The following is a 24,360-nucleotide window of genomic DNA, read 5'->3' as shown; positions in this document are numbered from 1 at the left end:
CTAAAATTATCTTATTACACTTCCTAAATAATAGGAATAATCCACATTTTTTTCTATTTCTATGTATTTTTCTTTTTCTGATATTTTTAATATTTCTATTGATTTTTTATATATTTCTTTTGGGTATATCATTTTCAAACATATATTATTACCGTAGCATGGTGATTTTACTGTTAAATATAAACATGGAGAACAATAAACATTAGCTGTCATATGAATTTCTTTATCATAATTAATCATGCCATAATGAAAATATGAGCCAGTTCCCCAAATCGAAATTATATTAATATTCTGAGCATAAGCAAAATGCAAAGGTCCTGAGTCAGTAGTTATAAATAAATCAAATTTTGAAAGTAAATAAATAGAACCATTTAATGAAAATATGCCAGCAGTTAAAAATACTTTATATTTAATATCATCAGAAAGTTTATTGTATATTTGTTCTTCTAAATATTTTTTTTCATTAGGAGCACCTATTAAAAAAATAAATATATTCTTTTCATCAATTATAGATAAATTATCTATAAGTTCCACAAAATAATCTGGAGGATATCTTCTTTCTAATGCAAGCTCACTTGCATTAGCATTGATTCCAATATATATATCATTTTCTTTCTTTTCTTTTAAGTTTTCTAAAAAATATTTTTCTATTTCTAATTTATTATCTTCTTTGAAATTAAACTCAGGCAATTTCTTATTATAATTATTACTATTAGTTAAATAATTAGAAATCTGTAAATAAATATCTGTTATATTTTTTTGATTATTAAAGTAAAGCATATGTGTATATATACCAATATGCCAATGAATATCATGTCTAAAAAAACCATATCTGTTTCTAGCACAGGACATTAAAGCTATACAGCTAGAGTATCTGGAATAAACTTCTAAATCTATAAAAGCATCGGTTTGATTTTTCAATAACTGTAAAACCAATTTAAAAGTAGATATAGCCATACTCATTATTCCGCTGTCATCAATAGTTAATACATTATCAACATCTTTTATTATATCAAATATTTTTTTATTTTTTATGCTTGTTAAATAATGTATCTTACAATCTGGAAAAGTATTTTTTATATCCTGAATTATTACTTGTGATCTTACTATACTTCCAAGCCCTAAATATTTAGCTATTACTATATTTTTAACATTTTCTTTTGTTATAGTATGGTTTCTATTAAAGAATTTACCTATTAATAAACTTATATGATCTAGTATATAAGCACTACTTCCAAATAATATTCTGTCAACTTTTAATTTAAAATCTAAAGAAAACATATTAAACCTTTTTAAGTATAACTAATGACTCTCCCAATTTAATATTAAATCTTAAATTATTAATTATAGGTATATAATTTACTATATTAAATAATTGAGTTATAGGAAATAATTTATAAACATTAAATTGATTTCTCATATATTTTATTGTCATAGTTTTTACGGCAGGTTTCATATATATAATTTCAAATCCTGTGTTTTTTGCCATTATTTCCATATTTTTTCTATTAAAATAAAATAAATGCTCTAACTTATATTGAGTCCATTTACTTCTCATAATATTATGAGTAAAAGAATTTGTATCAGGAATAGTGAGCATAATATACCCCCCCCCCAGTAGGACATTTTAATATTTTATATGAATATTTAAGTATTTCTATTGGGTTTTGTATATGTTCTAAAAGATCTGTCATAGTAATAACATCAAAAAAATTTTCTTGAAAACTTGATGTTTCTAATGTACCGTTATGTATTCTATCATCTCCAAATTTTTTCTTTGCTATTGAACTTGAATATTCAGAAAGCTCTACTCCATAAGGTTCAAATCCAAGAAGTTTTGCTTCTTCAAGTAAAAAACCGGATGCCGTACCTATATCTAATATATTTCCAGATTTCTTATATGGAAGTATTTTTTTTAACATATTTCTAAATGTTGATTTTTTCATTAAAGCAACTTCATTATTTTCACCATTTTCCATACCCCAAGCTTTATAATATTCACTAGAATATATTTGTTTTATCTCATCAAATGTTGGCTGATTATATATAAATTCTAATTTACAATTTGGACAAGCTACTATGTCTCTTCCAGCAACATTAGATTTTATTTTCATATCACCTTCATAATTACACAAACAACATTTATACATATACACCTCCTAAAGTATTTTTAAAATTGCAATAAAATCTCCTGTAAAAATAGGAAAACTAATTTTACCAATTATTGGAATATTAGATAATATATTCATAGCATTTGAAACAAATGAATGATAATGTTCCTTCATTTGAAAAGACATATAATCTAATCTCATAATTTTTGCAAAACTTGAACAATAAATCAATTCATAACCACATATATCGCATAACTTTTTAATACTTAATTTATTAAAATAAAATAAATGTTCCGAGTTATAATGAGTCCATTTAGCCCCCATTATTTTTCTACTAAAAGAATCTGTATTAGGAGTAGTTATCAAAATGTACCCCCCCCCCCCAATTCTATTTAAAATATTTTTTACATATTTTAATGTTTCTATTGGGTTTCTAACATGTTCTATTACATCAATCATTGTTATGACATTGAAAAAATTTTTATTAAAACTTGAAGTTTCCAATGTTCCATTATATATCCTATCACTTCCTATTCTTTTTTTAGCTATACTGCTTGCATATTCAGATATTTCTATTCCATAAGGATCAAATCCAATAAGTTTTGCTTCTTCTAATAATAACCCACTAGAACATCCTATATCAAGCAAATTTCCATTACTACAATATGGTAATATCTTCTTGAGGATATTATTAAAAGTTTTTCTTTTCATATTTGTTATAGGATTTTCCTCTGCCCCATTGTCAAAACTGCAAGTAGGATAATTTTTACCAGAATAAATTTTATTTAATTCTTCATCGCTTGTTTGAGGATACATAAATTCTAATGTACAATTAGGACATAAAAGTATATTACTTCCATTCACAATAGATTTTACTTTCATTTCTCCTTCATAACCGCATAATTTACATATATTATACATAATTATTCCCTTTCCAAACATTTCTTACAAATAGGAAGTTCAGCTATATTATCTCTTAAAAGTTTTACTCTTAAATCATTATATGAATTCCATATCTCTAATATACTTTTCTCCATTACATTTCCCATTATATATTTCTTGAAATAATCCTGACAGCAAAGTATAATATCTCCATTTTTAGAAATAGTTAATCCCCTTATTGCCTGACATTTTTTATATACAATTTTCTTTTTTTTGGGATCTATTTCTACACTACCGCCTCTATTTTCCAAAAATAGATCATTTGAAGTTTGAAGTCTCATTTTTTCTTTTAAAAATTCTTTTGCAGGTTTTAATCTCTCTAGATTTCTCTCTGGATTTTTATCATGAACTGTTATTAAAAATTTATCTACACCAGCTTCTACTAATTCCTTAGCTTTTTCAACATTAAGCAAATCACCATTGCTTATTAATAATTGAGTAACTTCTGGTAATTCTTTATGTACATATTTTGTAAATTCAACCAATCTATCATCAAATAATGGTTCATTATATAAACTTAAATACAATACTCCAGAATATTTAACATCTTTTAAATCAGAAATTATTTTTTTAAATATTTCCCAAGACATAAACTCTTTAGGTGTTTCATAATCTTTATTTGGACAATAATCACATTTCCTATTACAATAAGTAGAAATTTCAATAGCTACATTATGAAAGAAATATCTATCTTTATGTTTTTTTAAGTTAGCATATTCTGAAAATTTCTTATATCCATCATAAGTAATTCTTCTATACAAATATGGACTTATTTTTTCTAATTTAGTTAGAAAATATTTATCTAAAAACATTTTTATTTTTTTCATCGATACTCCATAATTAATTTAAATATTATATTTATTTTTTATATTTAAATCTATATATAAAAAATGATACTAAAGATAATATTGATATAATAACCACAGGCGATATATATCTATATATTCCTCCTGTAGAAAATAAACAAACTATAACTGCAGTAGCTGATGATGAAAAAGCAAGAGAAAAGCTTAACAATAAAAAGTCATCTCTTGATCCTGATCTAAATAGCCAAATAAAACCTGTAATAAAAAATAATGCTATGGATAAAATAACAAAATAAAATGGTCTAATATATATTTTATTATTATATAAAAATGAATAAATACTATATTTAATAGGACTTAACTTAATTCCAACATCATCTTTAAAAACCTTCTTATAAGTATCTGTTATACCATAGCCATAACCCTGAATAGAATTTTGATCTACATGAATGAACATTTCTGTATATACTATAGCCCAAATAGAAAATTTAACAATGAATTGTATATAGGACTTAGGATGCTTAATAATATATTTTATTAATACTTCCTTTAATTTTTTTTTATCACTATAATTAGAAAATATTATATTATCTCCTATAATTAAATGATCTATTAACCTAGGGTTTTTATATAATTGAGGTGCAACATCTGAAAATGATTTATCTTCGGCATACCATTCATCAGGTATTAAACTTCCATCATTTGAAAGAACAGCACACTGTACTATTTGGTAAAGTATAAGAGGAGCAGGTGCATAACTTTTATTATTTTCAGCAAATAAAACAGGAGATATTTTAACAATAGCTATTAATAAAAATGCTATCATAAGCATAATAGAGCAGAATTTTAATAAAAAATATTTTTTATTATTAATATTTTTTAAATATCTATAAACTATAATTATGAATATAGGATAGATAGTAACTATAAAATTATGACGCCATAAAAGAGCAAATATTAAACTTATATACATAAGAATATTTATTAATATGTTTAAAACCTTATTTTTTACATTAACAAGCATTTGGAATATAAGTATTGAAACACTAAAAAAGAAAAATAAAGTTGCTGTTATATCTTTCATATGAGTTATATTAGCAAAAAATATATTAGATAAAAATGATAAAGCAAAAAGAAGTATTACTAATATATTTTTAGACTTATAATATAATGATATTATAATTAAAGATAATCCAACATACCATAAAAATAAATTAATAAAGAATATATAAAAAGTATGGTAACCAAATATTGTATATAAAATATGCAAGGTTAATCCTATAATAAAAGGATGCCAATTATAATAAATATTATTTATAGCTTCTGTCATAATATAATGTCCATCTGGATAGTTATAATATCCAGGGAAACCTAACCAAAAGTGAAATATAAATAAAACAATACCAACTACAAAAATAAAAATATAGAACAGTTTATTTAAGTAAAATGACATAAAATACATATAAAGTAATATTGCAAGCATTAAAATAAACAATATTAATATATTTGTTATAAATTTGTTTTTCATTTTATAATTAATTTCTAAGATTTGATTATTATCAATCTTATTTTTTGTTGTGAATACAGTATATCCATCTTTGAAATTTAAATTAGTATTTAAGCTCTCTATTAGAATAGATTCTACTTCAGTTATGCCTTTGGGAAATATTAAATATAGACTTCCAGATTCATTAGTATATGATAATATGTTTCTTATATCTGATAAAATTATATGACCGTTAGATATATCTTTATTATTTATTTCCTTGTAATTATTTTCTCCATTTAAATACCATGAAACATTTCCATTACTTCCTAATTGATCAGCAAATATAGTTATTTTATATTTATCCCCCATATATGTAGGCAGCTGTATATTATAATAATACCCATTCGTTCTATATTTATTATCTATTATATATGTATTATTATCTGTATAATAAATATCATCATCATTATACCAAGAGCTTTCAGGCTTATTAGTAATTTCTAAAGAATAACCATAATATTTTATATAATTAGTATTATTAACTTGTATGGAATTATTGTTTATAGAAAATAATTTACTATTCTTATAATTTTCTATTTTTGCTTTATAAACATATCCAGCTTTACTTTCTGATATTATCTGCAAATCTGTTAGATTAGATTTATGTATTATATTTAAATTTACTATTAAGAATAATATACAAATTACAATAAAAATGGAATATGCTATCAATATATAATATTTTTTTTCAAAAAGAAATAATTTTAATTGATTCCAAAAGTATACAGTACATATTAATATAGAAATAAGACAAATAAATAAAATAAAATATTTTACAAATTTTGCTTTTAATAATAAAGTATAAATAATATTATCTATTTTTTCATAATATCCCAATTTTTTTTCAGAAATTAGATTTCCAAATGGACTTCCATTTTCAGCTATTTTCATTTCTCTAATAAAATTATTTTCTTCAATGATCTTATTAGTATCTATATAAACACCATATATATCACTATTTCTAAAAACTTTACTATAATATAGTACTCTAAAACCGTAACTATAATTTGTTATAGCTTCATTTGTAAATATATAATTTATAAGTGCATTATTATCAAATTTATCACCTATAGTAAATATTTTTTTAATTTCTTTATTATTCAATCCGTTTAATTCTAAAGTTCTATTTATATGATTATCATCAAAAGTAAAATTATATAAGTACCCAACTCTTTCTTTGGCTCCTAATATATAGAGAGTTATAAAAGTTATAATACAAATAATTAGTAATGAAAAATATATTTTTAGAAATAATTTATTATTTATCATTAATTACCTCATATAAAATTATATAAAAATCGATTTTTTATAATAAGAGTAAATTTTTTTTGAAAAATAAAATTTGTTTGTTTTACAAAACCATACATATTACGGAGTATTATACAGCAATATAAAAAATAATCAAGTATTAATAATATGGCTTATATTACATATAATACATATTATTAAATAAATTTGAAAATCAACTTATAATTTACTATATTTAAAATATATATTAATTATAAGGACTGTTCATGAATATAGAAAAATTATCAAAAATGATTGAAGTATCAAGCGGAAAGGTTTTAGCTGATTTAGTTATAAGAAACTGTAAGGTGGTTGATCCAATATCAGCAACTATTACGGATGCAGATATAGCTATTGTTGATGATTATATTGTAGGGGTAGGTTCTTATAATGGAAAAGAAGTTATAGATGCTAAAGGCTCTTATGCTGCAAGCGGACTAATAGATTCTCATGTGCATATAGAATCATCTTTGTGCACACCTGTGAATTTTGCTGAGGCTGTTATTCCTTTCGGCACTACTTTAGTTGTAACAGATCCGCATGAAATTGCTAATGTATGCGGTATTGACGGTATTAAATTTATGATAGAGTCTGCCAAAAAGAGTCCTTTAAAATGTAAGTTTATGCTTTCTTCATGTGTTCCGGCTGTAAGTTTTGAAGATTCAGGTGCTGTACTTGATTCTAATATAATAGAAGAGTTTATAAATGATGCCGATATATTCGGACTTGCTGAAATGATGAATGTTCCTGGAGTATTATCTCTTGATAGAGATGTGCTTAAAAAATTACTTGCGGCAATCAATGCGGATAAGATTATAGACGGGCATGGTGTTATGCTTGGAGGAAAAACACTTAATGCTTATAGGGCAGCAGGAGTTTATACTGATCATGAATGCGTATCTGCTAAAGATTTGAAGGCAAGAATAACTAATGGAATGTATGTACTTTTGAGGCAAGGTTCAGCGGCACAGAATTTAGCTTCACTATTACAGGGAGTTAATCAAAGCAATGCCAGAAGATGTGCTATGTGTACAGATGATAAGCATTTGGATGATATAATGAAGTATGGTCACATATCTCATAATTTAAAAATAGCTGTTGATAATGGACTTGATGTATTTAGTGCAATTGCTATGGCTACTATTAATGCTGCAGAATGCTACAGACTTAAAAATATTGGTTTGATTGCTTCTGGGTATAAGGCGGATATTGTTTTATTTGATGATTTAAAAGATTTCAAAGTTAATAAAGTTTTTATAGATGGTAAATTGGTTTCAGAAAATGGAAAGTATTTATTTAAAACAGATAAAGATAATTATAATGATAATATTTTTAATACAGTAAATATTGCTCCTATTACTATTGATGATATACAGATAAAATTAAAATCAGATGAGGCTAATGTTATAAGAATAGTTAATAAAGATTTGATTACAGAGAAAAGTGTAAGAATCGTAGGCTTTGAAAACGGATATTTTAAATATAGAAAGAGTGTTGATATATTGAAATTGGTTGTTGTTGAAAGGCATAAGGCTACGGGTAAAATAGGGTTAGGATTAATAGAAAATTACAAATTAAAAAACGGTGCTATTGCCACAAGTGTTTCTCATGACTCTCATAATATAATAGCAGTAGGGGATAATGATGAAGATATAATACTTGCTATAAAAGAAATAGAAAAATGTTCTGGCGGCATTACCATAGTAAAGAATGGTGAAGTTCTTGATACATTAGAATTAAAAATAGCCGGCATTATGTCTGATGATTCACCGCATAATATAGTAAAAAAAATCTATTCTATGCATGAACTTGCCTATAATGAACTTAATGTTAACAGAGAAATAGATCCTTTTATGACTTTATCATTTATGGCTTTGCCTGTTATACCGGAAATCAAACTTACAACAAACGGACTTTTCGATGTAAAAGAGTTTAAGTTTATAGATGTAAGTGCGTAAAATATTTCTATTTATAAAAGTATGTACTATTAATTTATTTGAATAAATGAATTAATAGTAATAAAAAATGAATTATAAATGGTTTATTTTTTTATTTAATTACTGTATAATAATATTATGAATATTCATCAATTTGAACAAAAATTATTATCTATAAGAATCCAATTTAATGATTTATTAAATTATATTAAGAATATAAAAAACTTAATTAATACAAGAAAAAAAGTTAAAATGAATAATTTTTTTTGTTTTTGGAATAAGCCTGTTCAGTATAATAAATTTATAGCGTATTTATTAAAAGATAATAAATTATTTATATTGGCTAAATCTGATGAAAAATATTATTTAATTGATATAAAAGAATTAGAAATATATAATACTAATATTAATATACATCCATCATATAAAAACAATCATATAGAAAAAATTAATAATGGTATTAGATTAAATGAGAATGAAGCCAAAGGGTTTATAAAAGATTATTTTGAAGGAAATTTTATCAAAGAGGTTAATTATGTTGACGATATTAATAATAAATATTTTGGTCAAAATAGATTAATAATCTATATAAAAAAACCTAAAAAATTTTATCAATCTATGAGTGTAAGATCTAAATATTTGCTTCCTTTGGATATAGATATAAATTTTACGAATAATAATGTTGAAATTAAAGTTATAACAATATATAAAATAGATATAAATAAATATAGGATAATGATATAATGGATGCAATAGAATTTAATAATAAAAATGATATATACGAGTTAGAAAAATCATTAGAAGATGAACAAAGTTCCTCTTCTATATTAGATATCATTGATGAATCCGTCTTTAATAATTTATTATTTAATGATATAGTATTTACTCCTCGTATAGGAAGGCTATCAAACAATAATAAAGAAATATTCAATAAGATAACATCTTCTAGTTTTAAAGATAAAATAAAAGAAGATATAATTAATCATTATCAAAAAGTTAATAAAAATAATTTTTTTAATTTTAAAAAAGAGTATAAATCTATAATTCAAAATCAATATAATATTATAAAAAAAGCTATGAGTATTAAAGATAATAACAAAAATTATTTAAATGATATACAAACTTTTTTGAAATCAAATGGTATTATGCTATTTGTTAAGCATAATATAAATATGGAATTAAAAGACTTAGATGGATTTTCTTGTTTTTATAATGAATATCCTGTAATAGTAATATATGATAAAACAGACAAAAGAAGAATGATGTTTACTATAATGCATGAATTATATCATTTAATGTATGATGAAAATGAATCATTTGCTGATAAATTTGCAGGAAGTGCTTTATTAACAATTAAAGATGTTGAGGATTTATGTCCTGAAGTAGTTAAAGATAAAAATTATATCGAAAAAAATTATGTTGATACTTTAAAAATTATATGCTTAAATAATTTTGTTTCTGTAAGGGCGGCAACAAAAACTTTATCGAATTATAATTATCTATTAAAAGAAGAAATTGAATATGAAAAATATTTTGAAGAAATAAGGGAATACATAGAAGATAAGAATATAGAAATTACCATAAAATCCATTGATGAACAATAATAATATTAAGAAATAAATTATCAATTAATTCTTTAATAAATATAAATTCATGTATTAATTTTATGTTTATGATTTATTTCTGTTTTATGTAAAATAAAAGTAATTATTGTATTTTCTTCCAAATGTTATTAAGTTTATCCTGCATTATAATGGAAGAAATATTTACTATAAAGGTTAATCCTGTAGGTATAAGGCTAAATAGATTCATCAAATTCTCTTCTGTTAATGCATTTTCATATAATACAAATGTTAAAAATAAAACATTAATCATAATATTAAAATAATAAATAATAGCAGCTAAAATATCTATTATTACAAGAATAATTGTTTTGTCTTCAGTATTATTCATACCAACTTTTAAAGGCATTTCTTTATAAACAATTTTTCCATACTTATAATACCAATACTTAAAATAAAGTCCGCATGTAAATATACCTAATAAAATTTCTAATGTAGGATTCAAATCTTCTCTTTCAGTGAAATCTTTTATTTCAGATGAAGTTTTGTATATCCAATAAATATAATACCAGCCGCAAGTTACAATATTCAAAAGAAATACTATTGGTATAGATCTTATAGTACCTTTTTTCATAAATAATCCTAAATTTTTTATTATTCAAAAATATTAAATAATGCTAATGCACTTACATTATCACTGTTACCTTCAGTAATTTTATTAATTTTATTTAATGCTTCTTCTGTATTTGAAGAACTCATTATATCATTAATAGCTTTTTCAATATTTTCGTACTTATTTAATAATAATTCAATCATGGAATTAGAAGCTATAAAATAATTATAATTCGGATTTCTTCTTGCTCCTTCTATAGTTATATAATGTCCTCCTCCTGCACAGGCACAATTTTCTAAAGCATTACCGCTAATATGATCTCTGCTTATCTGCATTACTCTATTTTTTCCAACTGCAAAAACTTTACAATCTCCTGCATTAAATACAAAAACACCAGCAAACTTATGATATAAAACTCCGGCAATAGAAGCCCCTGCCATTGATTTTTCTTTATCATCAGCAGAATCTCTAGCTGCTATAACCTCAAGTTTAATAAAATTATGCATTATCCAATTTGATACTTCCTGCTCACCTACAAGTTCAAGCAAATCTAAAAAATTTTCATTATAAATACTTGCAGCCAATTTTGAGGCAAAAGTATCTCCAAGTCCGTCGGCAATAAGAGAAATTGCTGTGCCTTCAATATTATTTATATAATGAGAATAGTTATTTTGATTATCTATAATTAATGGGTTTCCTGATATTGATTCATTATTAAAAAGTATTGTATCTGTATTTATTTTTGTATTAGTACCTTTTTTAGTAAAAGCAAATATATTCATAGTTATTCCTTATTATCAATAAATATTTATTATTAATAATAAGGTATTATGAAATTTAATCAAGCATTATTTAACTTTCGCATGGTAATCATATTTTATATAAAATTATAATTATATTTTTTATTGTATGTATTTGTGAATACAATTCAGCATGCGGTGAATGTATTGTAAACTTATAAAAAACTTGGGCGGGTGCTGACAAATTCTAATTAAGCAGTAAATAAATAAGAAATAAAAATTTTAGATTTAAACTATAAATATAAAGGGCGGGCAAATGTAATTAAATTTCAAAACTTTATTTATATTAATCTGAACTTAATATTAAAAAATAATGATTTAAATATATTTTTTATTGATATATAAAAATAAAAAATGCTTAACTAATTAATTTATAATCAGTTAAGCATTTAAATATTATAAATTTAAGACTGTTTAGTTAAAGTACCTTTATAAGTAGAACTTTTTTCTGGAGCATTAGGCGAAGTAGTTACCTCTGTAATATTAATATTCGCTGAAATTGTAGAAGTGAATTCTATATTTATAGTTCCTTTTTCTGTTGTTCCATCAGGATCATTTATTTCTTGATATACAGTATATGATGATTCAGAATTTTTAGTTATTTGTGAAGAAGGTATTTTATAACCATCATTATCAGTAATGGAGCCATCGTTATTTATTATAATTTTTGCACCATTAATTCCAGAATCTGCTGGCTCAGTTATATTAATTATCCATGTACCTGCATATTTTCCTATATCAGTTGCTGTTTCTGAGCCTGTTTTATTATTGTTATTGCAGCTTACAAATAAAACACTAGCTAAAAATAAAATAAATAAAGTGTAGGATATTTTTTGTTCATAATTTAAATAAACTCCTTTTGATTGATTTTTTATATAGAATAGGTTAAATATTATTTTTTAAGCTATATATATGTACTTATAAAATTTTTGTTTTTAATCTTTTCTAAACTCCCATTCATAAATAATTATTTTTTTATTTCTTAAAAATAAATATTAGCAACCACTACATATTTTTTAAATAAAAAACTATTCTCGGTGAAAATAAGTAAAACCAAAAATTATGAAATAAGATTAAATTTGCTTTACGATATTATTTTATAAAAACTTAATTTACATACCCCGCCCTTTAAAATTTATAGCCTTATTTTGAATTTAAAATTCGTTTATATTATATAATTTAATTAGAATTTGTAAGCACCCACCCAAGCTATCTTTATAATAAAAAAAATTACATGATTATTAGCAGTAATGAATACAAATAATATTTTACTTAATATATTTAATTATTTATCGAGAATTAATACCTTATTAAAAAAATAAAAAACATATGCAAAATAATTGAAATAAAAATCATTTTATGTTATTGTATATAGTAATTTATTCAATAAATTTTACTAAAATACGGAGGATTTGAGCAAGATGAAAGTAGCAAAATTCGGAGGCTCTTCGGTAGCAAATGCCAGCCAGATAAAAAAAGTAGTAGATATAGTATTATCAGATAAAGACAGAAGAATAGTAGTAGTATCTGCTCCGGGAAAGAGACTCAAGGAAGATACGAAGGTAACCGATTTGCTTATTACGCTTGCTGAAACTATTATTGCCGGAAAAGACGGAAAATTGGAATTAAAAATTATTATAGAAAGATTTAAAAATATCATAGATGAACTTTCTCTTTCGCATGAACTTTTAGAAGAGATACAAAATGACATATTAAAGAGAATAGCAGAAGATAAATCACTTCCTACGAAGTTTACAGACGGAGTTAAGGCATTAGGTGAGGATTTAAGTGCTAAGGTAATAGCGGCATATATTAATTCTATAGGAGTTAAAGCTAAATATGTTAATCCTAAAGATGCAGGACTTTTACTTTCTGAAGAATTCGGCAATGCTGCGGTACTAGAAAAATCTTATGCTAATTTGTCTAAATTAAAAGATGAGTCTGCTTTGGTAATATTTCCGGGATTTTTTGGATATACAGAAAAAGGCGATGTAGTAACTTTTCCTAGAGGCGGAAGCGATATTACAGGTGCTATTTTGGCTAAAGCAGTTGATGCTGAGGTTTATGAAAACTTTACTGATGTAGACGGTGTGTTTGCGGCGGCTCCAAATATAGTGGATAATCCTAAACTTATAGATGAGTTTACATACAGAGAAATGAGAGAATTAAGCTACGGCGGATTTAATGTTCTTCATGCAGAGGCACTTCAGCCGGTTTATGAAGCTAATATACCTGTACATATACTTAATACCAATAATCCTTCTGCTAAAGGCACTAAAATAGTTGCAAGCAGAAATAAAAGCATTAATCCTGTAGTTGGTGTTTCAGGGGAAGATGATTTCTCTTGTCTTTATGTAAGTAAATATTTGATGAATAGGGAAGTAGGTTTCGGTAGAAAACTTTTAGAGATAATAGAAGATGAAAATATACCTTATCAGCATGCTCCTTCAGGAATAGACAATATTTCTGTAATAGTTAGGAATTCGGCTATTACTCCAGAAAAAGAAAAGCGTATATATGAAAGGGTAAGAGATGAACTTAATGTTGATAACATATATTTTGAACATGGACTTGCTTTGATAATGCTAGTAGGCGAAGGTATGCAGCAGTGTGTAGGTGTTTCTGCCAAAGCTATGCATTCTATGGAAAAATGCAATATCAATATAGAAATGCTTAACCAAGGTATAAGCGAAGTAAGTATTATGATAGGCGTAAAAGATAATGATTTAAATAAAGCTATAAAAAGCATATATAAAACTTTTTTTGAAGATCAAAATTTATAATTACCGCTATATAACTTTAAGTTTATTTAAGGTAAATTTAAAATTTAACAATATTTTGTAAAATAAATTTTATAAAGTATTGTTTATTTTTAATAAATAATATATAATTCATCAAAAATATATGATGGAGATTAAAAATGACAAAAGGTACAGTTAGAAGTATACCTATGCTTGTAATTTTAAGCATAGTTACATGCGGTATTTATTATCTTTATTGGATTTATAAAACTACCGATGAGATCAAAAATTTTATGGGTAGGGAAGATATAAATTCTGCTTTAGAACTTATACTTGTTTTAGTAACTTGCAACATATATAGTTTATATTGGTACTATAAATATGGTAAAATAGTTTATTTAGAAATGACTGCCAAAGTAGGTATGGATAATAGCGAAGACAGCAGTGTATTACTAGTAATATTAGGATTATTAGTTTATGTTGTGGCAGGTGCTATACTTCAAGATAAATTGAATTCTATATGGAATAAAGTAGATGATACTGAAAATACTACTACACACAATATAGAAAGTAATTAATTAAAAAATTAATTTTATATTTTATTATTAAAGGCTTGCTTTTTACAGCAGGTCTTTATTTTTTTAAATAATTTTTCATTATTTTTTCCGATACTAATTATAAGTATTATAATTTTATAAGGAGCTGTAATAATGAGAAAATATTTTATACTGATTATCTTTGTATTAAATATCTTTATTTTAAATGCCAGAGAATACAGCACTTTAAATGAGGTATTAAAAACTCCTGTAAGTTATAATATATACAAAGGCAATAATACAGAACATACATTCAATGCCGTAAGATATATAAAAAATAACTATTCAAAAGAAACATTCAAAGCAAAAAACATATACTCAACATTGAAAATAGATGTATATTTAGAAAACGGTTTAGAAATTAATGAAAGAGAATTAGAAAGTATTATATTAGAAACATCTAAAATATATGAAATGGAAGAATATCTATACGGAAAATTAAAAGGCAAATTAACTCTTTTAATAATGGATATTAACGGCGGATATACAGGAGATAAGCCTTATATGCAGGGCTATTCCATATTAGACGGACTTAATGAGATAAAAAATGATGTTGAGAACATAATATTTTTAGACTATATAAACGGTTGGGAGAATCCTGAATCTGTTGTAAATACTATAGCCCATGAACTTCATCATGTTATACATTACAGCCAATTAGAAAATAAAAGCAGCAATGCATTTGATGTGTGGGTTGATGAAGCATTATCAGAAGCGGCAGTTATTTCATATAGAGGCAAGGTTCCTGCAAACAGACTTAATTACTATAATACAGATTCTATGTATTTAATAACTAAAGGTGATTATTTTATTAATTGGAATCAGGGATATACTGTTCATAAATATGCAACGGTTTCACTTTTTATGTATTGGCTAGGACTTCATTCTAAAAATGGTTTTGAAATTTATAAAGATATAGCGAATGCCCCTGAAGAATATAAAGGAACATACAAAGCTATACTTTATGCCGCCAACAAAAACATAAAACAGTTTCAGGATTGGAGCGAGCTTTATGCTACATGGCTTGAGGCTAATTATAAGAATGATAAAAGCGGACTTTACGGTTATAAAGGTTATATAGAAACAAAACCTAAAATCATTACTACTCAATATAATTGTCCTATGGCTCCGGGTTCTGCTATTTATGTTAAGGGTGATTTTATGTCTGATGATACTCTTTTAAGATATGTAGAGCTTGGCGATGATATTTATATTGTTTATAATCCCGATGTAAATACTAAGGGAAAAGACAGATATTTGATAGTTAATTCTTCATTTTATTAATAAAGCATTTTTCAGCACTTTAGCTATTCTATAACTCCTAAAAATGAGTATATGGGAAAAGGCTAATGCATATCTATGGTTTAGGTATGCATTAGCTTTTGCTTATTGGTTCAAATATTATTTTTTCTGCATTTATGTTTTTAGATATTTCTTTCCATTCATCTATTGTTATAAACAAGATACTTTTTATAAATGATTTTTTATATATAGAGTCTGTTTTTATTATTGGTAAATTTGTTTTCAAGCACTTATTTATATTTGATTTGAACCGCATATTTCTTATTTTAAATGGAAAATGAAATATTATAAAATAATAAACATCTATATTATTATTAATATATCCTGAACTATATTCTTTAAGAAATGAGCCTCTTCCTTTTTGTATTAATTCATAAATAATAGAATCTTTATTTAAAGGCTCTTCTATTTTTAATACTTTTATTTCATTTTCTAATCCATTTTTATCTTCTATTTGGAAATTTTTTAATTCTATAAATATTATTTTATCATTAGCTTTTATCATTAAATCAACATTACTCATACAGTGCGAATATTGATTTCTTTTTTCTTTACCGTTAATATCTCTTTTTTCAATATCTATAATTTCAAAATCATCACTATAATGTATTTTAAAATTATCTTTTTCAATAATACTCATATATATGTATCCGATTATTTAATCATATCTTCAATATATTCATTATGCTGTTTTATTATTTTTTCATTTATTGGATTGTTTTCTAAATCTAGCAAAATCTCTTTACTCTCTATTTTTACTCCGCTATTAAAATCATTTTCATCAAAATAAAAAGAATGATACATAACAGAATCTTTATCAGTTCTTTGCAATTCTATATCATCAAGTATAAAGCTGTTATGTGTAGCTATAAATATTTGAAGTCCTAATTTTGATAAACTCAAAAGTATATTAACAAGCAAATCTGTAAGAGTTGGATTTAAATTTGATTCAGGCTCATCTAAAAGAAGTATGGTATTTTTATCAATTTCACCATTTATTATTAGTATATATATAAGGGCTAATTTTTTATGCCCTTCAGCTGCCATATCAAAAGAAACTTCACCTATATTTTTATAGTCTATAAAGAAATTATTATTTTTATAAATAGTTTTTCCGCCTATAGCATTTTCTATTTTTTTAGCTATTTCAAGCAAATCATCATCTAATTCTCTTAATTTTGGGAGTTCTGTTTTTTTAATAATATTATAATATACTGCTTCAAAATTTATATCTCTTTTATCATAAAGTGCTGCAAACCCATTTGAAGAAGTGAGTATATCTTTACAAGGTATAAAAGTAAAATTTTTATTTTTAAATGAATAACTTTTTTGATATGATAAAATAAAATCAAATATTGGAATCCAATCATTTGTAATATTAAAGCCTCTATGTCTCAATTCTAAACAAATATTTTTATTAAAAGCAATGTTACATTCTTGAGGTCTAGAAAGTATATTTTTATATGTTTCTATAGATGTTTTTTTATCTTTTTTATTCTTATCTTTTTTTTCTAGATAGGAAATAAAATCTGAAAATGCTTTTTTTATTTGATCAAAATCGCCAAATCGGCTGAATACTTTATTTATATCAATATCAAATGGATAAGAATTCTCATCTATATCTTTAAAAAATTTTTTATTAGATTTTTTTATATTATCTATTTTTTCTTTACTTATCTTTTTTAGATTAGCAATTTTTTTAAGTTCTAATTTTTCATTTGACTTATATAATTTTTTATCTAAACAATTTATAAGTTTTAATAAATGAGTTTTTCCTGTTCCATTTTTGCCTATAAAAATATTTAATCCTTTTGAAAAATTTATTTCAGCATTTTTAAAAACTGTAAAATTAGATATTTTAATATTTTCTATATTATTTTTTGATGATGCTTTTTTATTCGATGTTTTTGTTTTATTCATTAATTCATATCCAAAAATTAGTCTTCTGTGAGATCAACTTCTATATTAGATATTTTTTCTAGTATTTCTTCATAAGTCATTTTTGCTAAAGAACTATCGCTTCCGCAGGCTATATAAAGAGCATCAAATCTCTTCATGCTTTTATCAACTAAAACATCAATATCTTTGTCTATACCGAAAGGACATACTCCTCCGAATGTAAAGCCTGTTAATTTAAAAGTATCTTCAGCATTTGCAAAGCTAGTTTTACAATCGAAATATGCACGCATTTTCTTTGAGGATATTTTTTTATCTCCTGAAGCTATAATCATAGCGAAATTTTTCTTTGAAGGTTTTACTAATATTGATTTAGCAACCTGACCTCTCTCTATATTAAGTGTTTTAGCGGCATCATCAACTGTTTTTGTAAGTCCTGCCTCTTCAAATTCTTTATATTCTATATTAAGCTCTTTTAAAGCATTAAGCACTTTTTCATTCATGATATATCCGAATCAAACATTAAGAGGTTCGTAGTTATTATTTTTGGCATATTCTATTAAACTTAAAATGCGATCCTTACATCCGCCGCAGCCTGTGGAAGCCTGAGTTTTTGATACTACCTCTTCTAATGTTATTAATTTATTATCAGCTATAACTTTATATGCATCTCTATATGAAACATTTTTACAGTAGCATAGAGTTTTATCGTAATTAATTGAAGTTTGATTTTTTAAATACTCTACATCATATTCCATCTGTATGCCTCCAATTTTATTTATATAATAATATAAAATAAATAAAATAAAAATATGTAAAAATAAAACAATACCAATAATAATAGTTTTTTAATATAGCAAAATTATATACAATTTTTAAAGTTTTTCAATATTGTTTATTTTTAAATTTCATTAGTTTTTATATAAAAATTATATAAGCAGCTATTTTTCTGTTGACAATAACAAAATATGATATAATTTATTATATAAAAAAATATTGGATTATATATGGACAGCGATTCTAAAAAAAATGTAAATACTGATAATTCTTCAAGTTCTATCAAGCCGGCTTGGTATACGATGTTTTTTTCTTTTTTTTATATAGGGCTTGTTACTATAGGAGGCGGTCTTGCTATGCTTCCTATAATGGAAGATGAATTTGTTAATAAAAGAAAATTCATAACTAAAGATGAGATTATAGATATATTTGCCCTAGCTCAAAGTATACCCGGCGTTATAGCTGTAAACTCTTCGCTTCTTACAGGATTCAAAGTAGCTGGAATATTCGGAGGTATTATGGCAGGAATCGGAGTTATGGCTCCTTCATTTATTATAATACTTATGATAGCACCTATATTTGAGAGATTTCAAAATACTGAATATGTACATAAAGCCTTTTTAGGAATAAGAGGGGCTATTGCAGGACTTATACTTTTATCAGCTTTTGGTATGGGTAAACAGGTTATAAAGGATAAATTTACTGCTTTTCTTTTTATATTAAGTTTTGTATTAGTTGTATTTTTTAATTTCAATATTATATATACTTTGCTTCTTTCAGCACTTATTGGCTGGATTTATTATATTATTAATAAATACATTATAAAAAAACAATCTTGATTTGGACTTTATATTATGATATATGCTAGACTTTTTTATGTATTTGCAAAATTAGGTTTTTTTACTTATGGCGGAGGATATGCTATAATAGCATTACTCCTTGGTATATTAAAAGAATATCATTGGATTACATCTTCTGAATTTTCTAATCTTGTTGCAATATCCCAAATAACACCCGGACCTATAGCCATTAATGCTGCAACATTTGTAGGGTATAAAGTAGCTGGAGTTTTGGGGTCTGCGGTTGCGACTTTCGGTATATTTATACCTGCTTTTATTATCACTATGATAGTGTCAAAATTTTTCTATGCTGTTAAAGATAATGAACAGTTTAATAATATAATGAATGCTTTGAGAGTATGTGCTGTTGCTTTAATAGCTTCTGCTGTTATAACTTTTAGTAAAGATGCTTTTTTTGTAAAACTTACAGAAACTTCTATTTTAAGAAATATAGATTTTATTCAGAATATTTTTAAATATATAAGCCCTATAGGGATATTTATATTTGCATTATCAATATTTCTAAAGATAAAAAAAGTGCCGATTCTTGCTATAATATTGATATCTGCGGTTTTGGGTATAATTTTGTATTGATAATATTTATATCTTTTATGACGATAATTTTAGTATTTAGGAAAGTTTTTTATGAAATTAAAAATATCTAATTTTTCCAAGATAGAAGAAGCAGATATAAATATAGACGGCATAACTGTTATATGCGGAGACAATGATACAGGCAAAAGCACAATAGGTAAGATTTTATTTTCAATATTTAATTTTGATAATTATAAAAATCTTGTAATAGAAGAAAATTTAAAATATAAAATATTTAATATACTTAAGAAATTAAATGTAAAAAATAAATTTGGTGTTCCATTTATAATTCCTAGAAATAGCCCAATAATAGACAAAATATTTAAATATATAAATATAGCTGATACTATATCTAGTGAAAAATTAATAGATATATTAAAAATTAATATTATGAAAAGTAATTTTATAGTTGATGATAAAATATTTGATGAAATAGCAGAAAATATTTTAGAAATTATTTCTATAAAAAATAGTAAATTGATATTAGAAATAATGAGTGATTATTTCGGAGATATTTTTGAATATCAAATTAATAATTTATTTGATAAAAATTCAAATGCTGTATTAGAATTAGAAATAAAAAAACAAAAAATGAATATAGAATTCAAAAATGATGAATGTGTAAAATTTGAATCTGATTTTAATATTATCCATAATGCTTTTTATATTGATAATCCTTTCATAGTCAATGATGTTAATAGTGATATTGATACAGATAATTTCATTTTAGAAAAAACTATTCATGATTTTATATCTGATGATAATAAAAATGTGTTTGATTCAGTAAAAAATAAAGAAATTTTAGAAAAAGTTTATGATGTACTTAATAGTGTCATGAATTCAAAAATTATAAATAAAGATGATGATTTTTATTTGCATTATAATGAAAATGATATTGAAATAAAATTAGGTAATCTTTCAGCTGGTTTAAAATCTTTTGTTATAATTAAAAGACTTTTAGAGAATGGTTCTTTAAATGAAAAAGATGTTCTTATATTAGATGAGCCTGAAATACATCTTCACCCTAAATGGCAGCTTATTTATGCAGAGTTAATTGTTTTATTACAAAAATATTTTAATTTGACTATTACTATAACTACACATAGTCATTATTTTTTAGAAGCTATTAATAGATTTTCTAAAAGGCATAATATAGATGAAAGAGTCAATTTTTATATTACCGAATTAGCTGAAAATCAATGTAATGTAATATTTAAAAATGTTAATGATAATTTGGATATAATTTATAAAAAGATGTATGAGCCTTTGGAAATTTTAAAGAATATGAGATATGAGGAAGAAATGAATAAATGAGAGAAGATTCTCTGCAATATTTAAAATCAATAATATCAGAAAAAATAAATAATATAGATATTACAGATACATTGAAAAGAACATCGAGAAGAAAAGATAATGGTGTAAAAACATATATGACAGAATCTTTAAGTATTGTTATCAATGGTGATAAATTAAAGAATAATTATAATAAAAATGGATTTTGTACAGATAGATTAAAAGCTACTGATGCAATATATAAATTTAAAGACAATAAAATATATTTAATAGAATTTAAAAGTGGTTCAATAAAAAAAGAAGAAGTATATCAAAAAGTATATGATACATATATACTTTTAAAGGATTTAAATATAATAGAAAGTTTAAAATTTTCATTAGAAAATATTTATTATATATTAGTCTATAATAAAATTGATAAAATAGAAAACGAAAATATACATCAAAGATACATTAGTCAGCATATAGCTAGTATATGTAACTATACTGTATTTAAAAACAAAACTTTTAAAGATATAGGTGTATTTGAAGGATATTTATTTAAAGAATCTTTTGCCTGCACTAAAGATGATTTTAATAATTTTATAATCAAAGAATTTGAAAAAGAAGAGAATGTATATTAATAATAAAAATTGCTAGTTAATAACAAATTATTTTATTACTAAATCATAACTAACAATTTTTATTATTATACATAATAAAATGAAATTATTAATAATTCACTAGAATAATAATCCTAATTTACTTTTTCTTTTACTATGCCGTTTCTATATGCATTCAAAAGCTCTAGTAAATCGTCAATTCTTTTTTCTAAATCTTTACCAATATCGGTTTCTCCTACAGTAATTCTTTTAACAAATCTTTCTACTATTATAGATTTAGGACTTAATTTAAATCCGGATTCAACTACTTCTGCAAAAGGTCTATGCTCTGCTATTACCATCATATTGGAGTTTGAAATTAAAGTGTATCCGCCTATTCCTGTGTTTTTATGATATGCTTTAGATAAACCTCCGTCTATAACAAGAAGTATTCCTCCGCCTTTTATAGGGCTTTCGCCTTTATGAGTTTTTACAGGTACATGTCCGTTTATTATATGGGATCTTTTAGGGTCTAATTCAAACTCTTTTAGAATAGTTTGGCAGTATTCTTTACTGTCTACATAAAAATAATATGCATTGTAATGTTCCTGATGAATTTCTTTATCATTTATAAAATATCTTTCAAAAGTAGTCATTTTATTTTTTCCGAAAAGCGGAGATTTAGGACCGCACCATAAATACCAGCAGTAATCAAGAGCATTTAATTGCTCTTCGCTTCCTGCTTCTGAATAAAATGCCTTTCTCACTTTATCTTCTACCTGATTTAAATATTTTCTTCCGGACAAATATTGATTATCTATATAAACATCATCAAAAGAACCGTCTTCTTTTGTAGGTATGCATCCATGATAAAGAAGATTACCGTTGAATATTTTGTATATGCCTCCTTTTGAATACATATAATTAGCATGTCTTTGCAAAGCAGGGCTATTCATAAATGAGAATGCTAAAGTTTGTATGAGAGTGTTTTCAGATTCTGTAAGCTCGAAAGGATTATTTTTATCTATTGTAGGGAAATTTTTATCCTTAAGCTCATAAGTTTTATTATTTATTGTTATAGTACCATTATCATAATCTATTTTATCAAGAAGTATTCTGTCATTCATTCCGTAATTCGGATGTCTTTTTATAAGCTGACACTCTAATTTGAATTGTATTATTGATATAGCCTTATGCATTTTAGCTGCAAGATCTTTGTCTACTTCATCGTAAATGTTTTTGTCTAAAGTATTAGGCTTAAAAACCTCGCATGGATCATCTTTATAAATATCATTTGCAAAAGAAGATAAAGATCTTAAATTAATACCATAACTATATTCAAGCAAATCAAAATTATTATATCTTATAGCCAAACGAACAGCATTTGCAACGCATATTAAACTTCCCTTTGCCGCCCCCATCCAATGTATATCATGATTTCCCCAAGCGATATCAACTTCATTAAAAGTCATTATGCTTTCCATTACTTTATCTGGATGAGGTCCTCTATCATAAATATCGCCTACTATATGAAGTCTGTCTACACTGCATTGACGAATAAGCTGACATAATGCTAATATAAATTTATCAGCGGCAGATACTTCTATAATAGAGTCTATAATAGAAAAATAATAATTTTCTTTATTTTCTTCGGCATCAGTTTGAAGAAGTTCATCTAATATATAAGCAAAATTAGAAGGCATTTTCTTTCTTATTTTGGATCTTGTATATTTACTAGTTACAAGTTTGCATACTCTTATGAGTCTGTATATAGTTATTCTAGACCAATCGGCAAAATCCGGATCATTAGATTTTTTATTTATTAAATTTTTAGTATCTACTATTAATATCTGGAGTTCAACTCTGTCATGTTCGGGCAGAGTATTTTTAAAAAGCAATTCAATTTTTTCTTTTATTACACCAGAGGAAGTACCTATTAAATATTCAAATCCGTCAGATTCTCCATGTATATCACTCAAAAAATATTCAGTACCTTTAGGTAATTGAGATATAGCTTTTAAATTGATAATTTCTACAGAAGCATCGTCTATTGTTGGGTATTTTCTGGATAATAACTCTAAATAATCTTTATCTCTCATATAAAAACTCCGATTACTATATATTAAATATTATA

23 protein-coding genes are annotated in these 24,360 nt (G+C 24.4%); 10 read left to right on the top strand and 13 right to left on the bottom strand.

The window, feature by feature from the left end:
- Positions 1-6 precede the first annotated feature (6 nt).
- From BHAMNSH16_RS06850 to BHAMNSH16_RS06825, 6 genes are read right to left on the bottom strand one after another with little or no spacing between them, the layout of a single operon-like run.
- Positions 7-1,281 (bottom strand): glycosyltransferase family 9 protein, encoded by a 1,275-nt coding sequence (locus tag BHAMNSH16_RS06850; RefSeq protein ID WP_069731878.1) that lies wholly within the window; start codon positions 1,279-1,281, stop codon positions 7-9.
- A 1-nt stretch (position 1,282) separates the two neighbouring features.
- On the bottom strand, positions 1,283-1,600 hold the full coding sequence (locus BHAMNSH16_RS06845) for a hypothetical protein (protein ID WP_008730001.1): 318 nt from the start codon (positions 1,598-1,600) through the stop codon (positions 1,283-1,285).
- Positions 1,584-2,150: a class I SAM-dependent methyltransferase gene (locus BHAMNSH16_RS06840; RefSeq protein ID WP_088859736.1), complete on the bottom strand. Its 567-nt coding sequence runs from the start codon at positions 2,148-2,150 to the stop codon at positions 1,584-1,586. Before BHAMNSH16_RS06840 ends, BHAMNSH16_RS06845 begins: the two co-directional genes overlap by 17 nt.
- Positions 2,151-2,159: 9 nt before the next feature.
- Positions 2,160-3,032, bottom strand: coding sequence for a class I SAM-dependent methyltransferase (locus BHAMNSH16_RS06835; protein WP_069731876.1), 873 nt, complete (start codon positions 3,030-3,032; stop codon positions 2,160-2,162).
- A 2-nt stretch (positions 3,033-3,034) separates the two neighbouring features.
- Complete coding sequence (locus BHAMNSH16_RS06830) at positions 3,035-3,880, bottom strand: radical SAM/SPASM domain-containing protein (protein WP_069731875.1); 846 nt, start codon at positions 3,878-3,880, stop codon at positions 3,035-3,037.
- Positions 3,881-3,911: 31 nt separating this feature from the next.
- The gene (locus BHAMNSH16_RS06825; RefSeq protein WP_069731874.1) at positions 3,912-6,677 is read right to left on the bottom strand and encodes a hypothetical protein; all 2,766 of its coding nucleotides are present in this window, start codon (positions 6,675-6,677) and stop codon (positions 3,912-3,914) included.
- A 245-nt stretch (positions 6,678-6,922) separates the two neighbouring features.
- On the opposite strand from BHAMNSH16_RS06825, the gene ade reads away from it, so the two are divergent.
- From ade to BHAMNSH16_RS06810, 3 genes are all read left to right on the top strand, one after another.
- Positions 6,923-8,653 (top strand): adenine deaminase, encoded by a 1,731-nt coding sequence (gene ade / locus BHAMNSH16_RS06820; protein WP_008729374.1) that lies wholly within the window; start codon positions 6,923-6,925, stop codon positions 8,651-8,653.
- A 231-nt stretch (positions 8,654-8,884) separates the two neighbouring features.
- Positions 8,885-9,376 carry a hypothetical protein gene (locus BHAMNSH16_RS06815; protein ID WP_123809071.1) on the top strand — a complete coding sequence of 164 codons (492 nt, stop codon included), beginning with the start codon at positions 8,885-8,887 and terminating at the stop codon, positions 9,374-9,376.
- A complete protein-coding gene (locus BHAMNSH16_RS06810) occupies positions 9,376-10,236 on the top strand; it encodes an ImmA/IrrE family metallo-endopeptidase (protein ID WP_069731872.1) in 861 nt (286 codons plus the stop codon). Before BHAMNSH16_RS06815 ends, BHAMNSH16_RS06810 begins: the two co-directional genes overlap by 1 nt.
- A 103-nt stretch (positions 10,237-10,339) precedes the next feature.
- Here BHAMNSH16_RS06810 and BHAMNSH16_RS06805 read toward each other — a convergent pair whose 3' ends face one another.
- Both BHAMNSH16_RS06805 and BHAMNSH16_RS06800 read right to left on the bottom strand, forming a co-directional pair.
- The gene (locus BHAMNSH16_RS06805) at positions 10,340-10,828 is read right to left on the bottom strand and encodes a DUF4234 domain-containing protein (protein WP_008732449.1); all 489 of its coding nucleotides are present in this window, start codon (positions 10,826-10,828) and stop codon (positions 10,340-10,342) included.
- A 20-nt stretch (positions 10,829-10,848) separates the two neighbouring features.
- The gene (locus BHAMNSH16_RS06800) at positions 10,849-11,589 is read right to left on the bottom strand and encodes a PP2C family serine/threonine-protein phosphatase (protein ID WP_008732448.1); all 741 of its coding nucleotides are present in this window, start codon (positions 11,587-11,589) and stop codon (positions 10,849-10,851) included.
- Positions 11,590-13,028: 1,439 nt separating this feature from the next.
- Here BHAMNSH16_RS06800 and BHAMNSH16_RS06790 point away from each other — a divergent pair.
- From BHAMNSH16_RS06790 to BHAMNSH16_RS06780, 3 genes are all read left to right on the top strand, one after another.
- A complete protein-coding gene (locus tag BHAMNSH16_RS06790; protein WP_069731870.1) occupies positions 13,029-14,390 on the top strand; it encodes an aspartate kinase in 1,362 nt (453 codons plus the stop codon).
- Positions 14,391-14,527: 137 nt separating this feature from the next.
- The gene (locus BHAMNSH16_RS06785) at positions 14,528-14,926 is read left to right on the top strand and encodes a DUF4234 domain-containing protein (protein WP_008731514.1); all 399 of its coding nucleotides are present in this window, start codon (positions 14,528-14,530) and stop codon (positions 14,924-14,926) included.
- A gap of 132 nt (positions 14,927-15,058) precedes the next feature.
- Positions 15,059-16,228, top strand: a complete 1,170-nt coding sequence (locus BHAMNSH16_RS06780) for a hypothetical protein (protein ID WP_008731512.1) — start codon at positions 15,059-15,061, stop codon at positions 16,226-16,228.
- Between the two features lie 91 nt (positions 16,229-16,319).
- On the opposite strand, the gene BHAMNSH16_RS06775 is transcribed toward BHAMNSH16_RS06780, so the two are convergent.
- The 4 genes from BHAMNSH16_RS06775 to BHAMNSH16_RS06760 are packed head-to-tail and all read right to left on the bottom strand — an operon-like array spanning position 16,320 to position 18,900.
- Positions 16,320-16,886: a DNA-binding protein gene (locus tag BHAMNSH16_RS06775; protein WP_069731869.1), complete on the bottom strand. Its 567-nt coding sequence runs from the start codon at positions 16,884-16,886 to the stop codon at positions 16,320-16,322.
- A 14-nt stretch (positions 16,887-16,900) separates the two neighbouring features.
- Complete coding sequence (locus tag BHAMNSH16_RS06770; RefSeq protein ID WP_088859735.1) at positions 16,901-18,166, bottom strand: ATP-binding protein; 1,266 nt, start codon at positions 18,164-18,166, stop codon at positions 16,901-16,903.
- A 17-nt stretch (positions 18,167-18,183) separates the two neighbouring features.
- Positions 18,184-18,645 carry a YbaK/EbsC family protein gene (locus BHAMNSH16_RS06765; protein WP_008731734.1) on the bottom strand — a complete coding sequence of 154 codons (462 nt, stop codon included), beginning with the start codon at positions 18,643-18,645 and terminating at the stop codon, positions 18,184-18,186.
- Between the two features lie 12 nt (positions 18,646-18,657).
- Positions 18,658-18,900, bottom strand: coding sequence for a (2Fe-2S)-binding protein (locus tag BHAMNSH16_RS06760; RefSeq protein WP_008731733.1), 243 nt, complete (start codon positions 18,898-18,900; stop codon positions 18,658-18,660).
- 249 nt (positions 18,901-19,149) lie between these two features.
- On the opposite strand from BHAMNSH16_RS06760, the gene BHAMNSH16_RS06755 reads away from it, so the two are divergent.
- Genes BHAMNSH16_RS06755 through BHAMNSH16_RS06740 form a run of 4 tightly spaced genes read left to right on the top strand, consistent with a single transcriptional unit; the run spans position 19,150 to position 22,268 of the window.
- A complete protein-coding gene (locus BHAMNSH16_RS06755) occupies positions 19,150-19,758 on the top strand; it encodes a chromate transporter (RefSeq protein WP_069725264.1) in 609 nt (202 codons plus the stop codon).
- 15 nt (positions 19,759-19,773) lie between these two features.
- A complete protein-coding gene (locus tag BHAMNSH16_RS06750) occupies positions 19,774-20,352 on the top strand; it encodes a chromate transporter (RefSeq protein ID WP_008731729.1) in 579 nt (192 codons plus the stop codon).
- 51 nt (positions 20,353-20,403) lie between these two features.
- Positions 20,404-21,666, top strand: a complete 1,263-nt coding sequence (locus BHAMNSH16_RS06745; protein ID WP_069731972.1) for an AAA family ATPase — start codon at positions 20,404-20,406, stop codon at positions 21,664-21,666.
- Positions 21,663-22,268 carry a hypothetical protein gene (locus BHAMNSH16_RS06740; protein WP_008729944.1) on the top strand — a complete coding sequence of 202 codons (606 nt, stop codon included), beginning with the start codon at positions 21,663-21,665 and terminating at the stop codon, positions 22,266-22,268. Before BHAMNSH16_RS06745 ends, BHAMNSH16_RS06740 begins: the two co-directional genes overlap by 4 nt.
- 113 nt (positions 22,269-22,381) lie before the next feature.
- Here BHAMNSH16_RS06740 and BHAMNSH16_RS06735 read toward each other — a convergent pair whose 3' ends face one another.
- A complete protein-coding gene (locus BHAMNSH16_RS06735; protein WP_008729947.1) occupies positions 22,382-24,325 on the bottom strand; it encodes a fructose-1,6-bisphosphatase in 1,944 nt (647 codons plus the stop codon).
- Between the last annotated feature and the right edge of the window lie 35 nt (positions 24,326-24,360).

This window comes from Brachyspira hampsonii (genome assembly GCF_002214805.1).
In the GTDB taxonomy this organism is placed as follows: Bacteria; Spirochaetota; Brachyspiria; order Brachyspirales; family Brachyspiraceae; genus Brachyspira; species Brachyspira hampsonii.
Note: the sequence above shows the minus strand (reverse complement) of the source record. Positions and strands in the feature narration are given on the sequence as shown.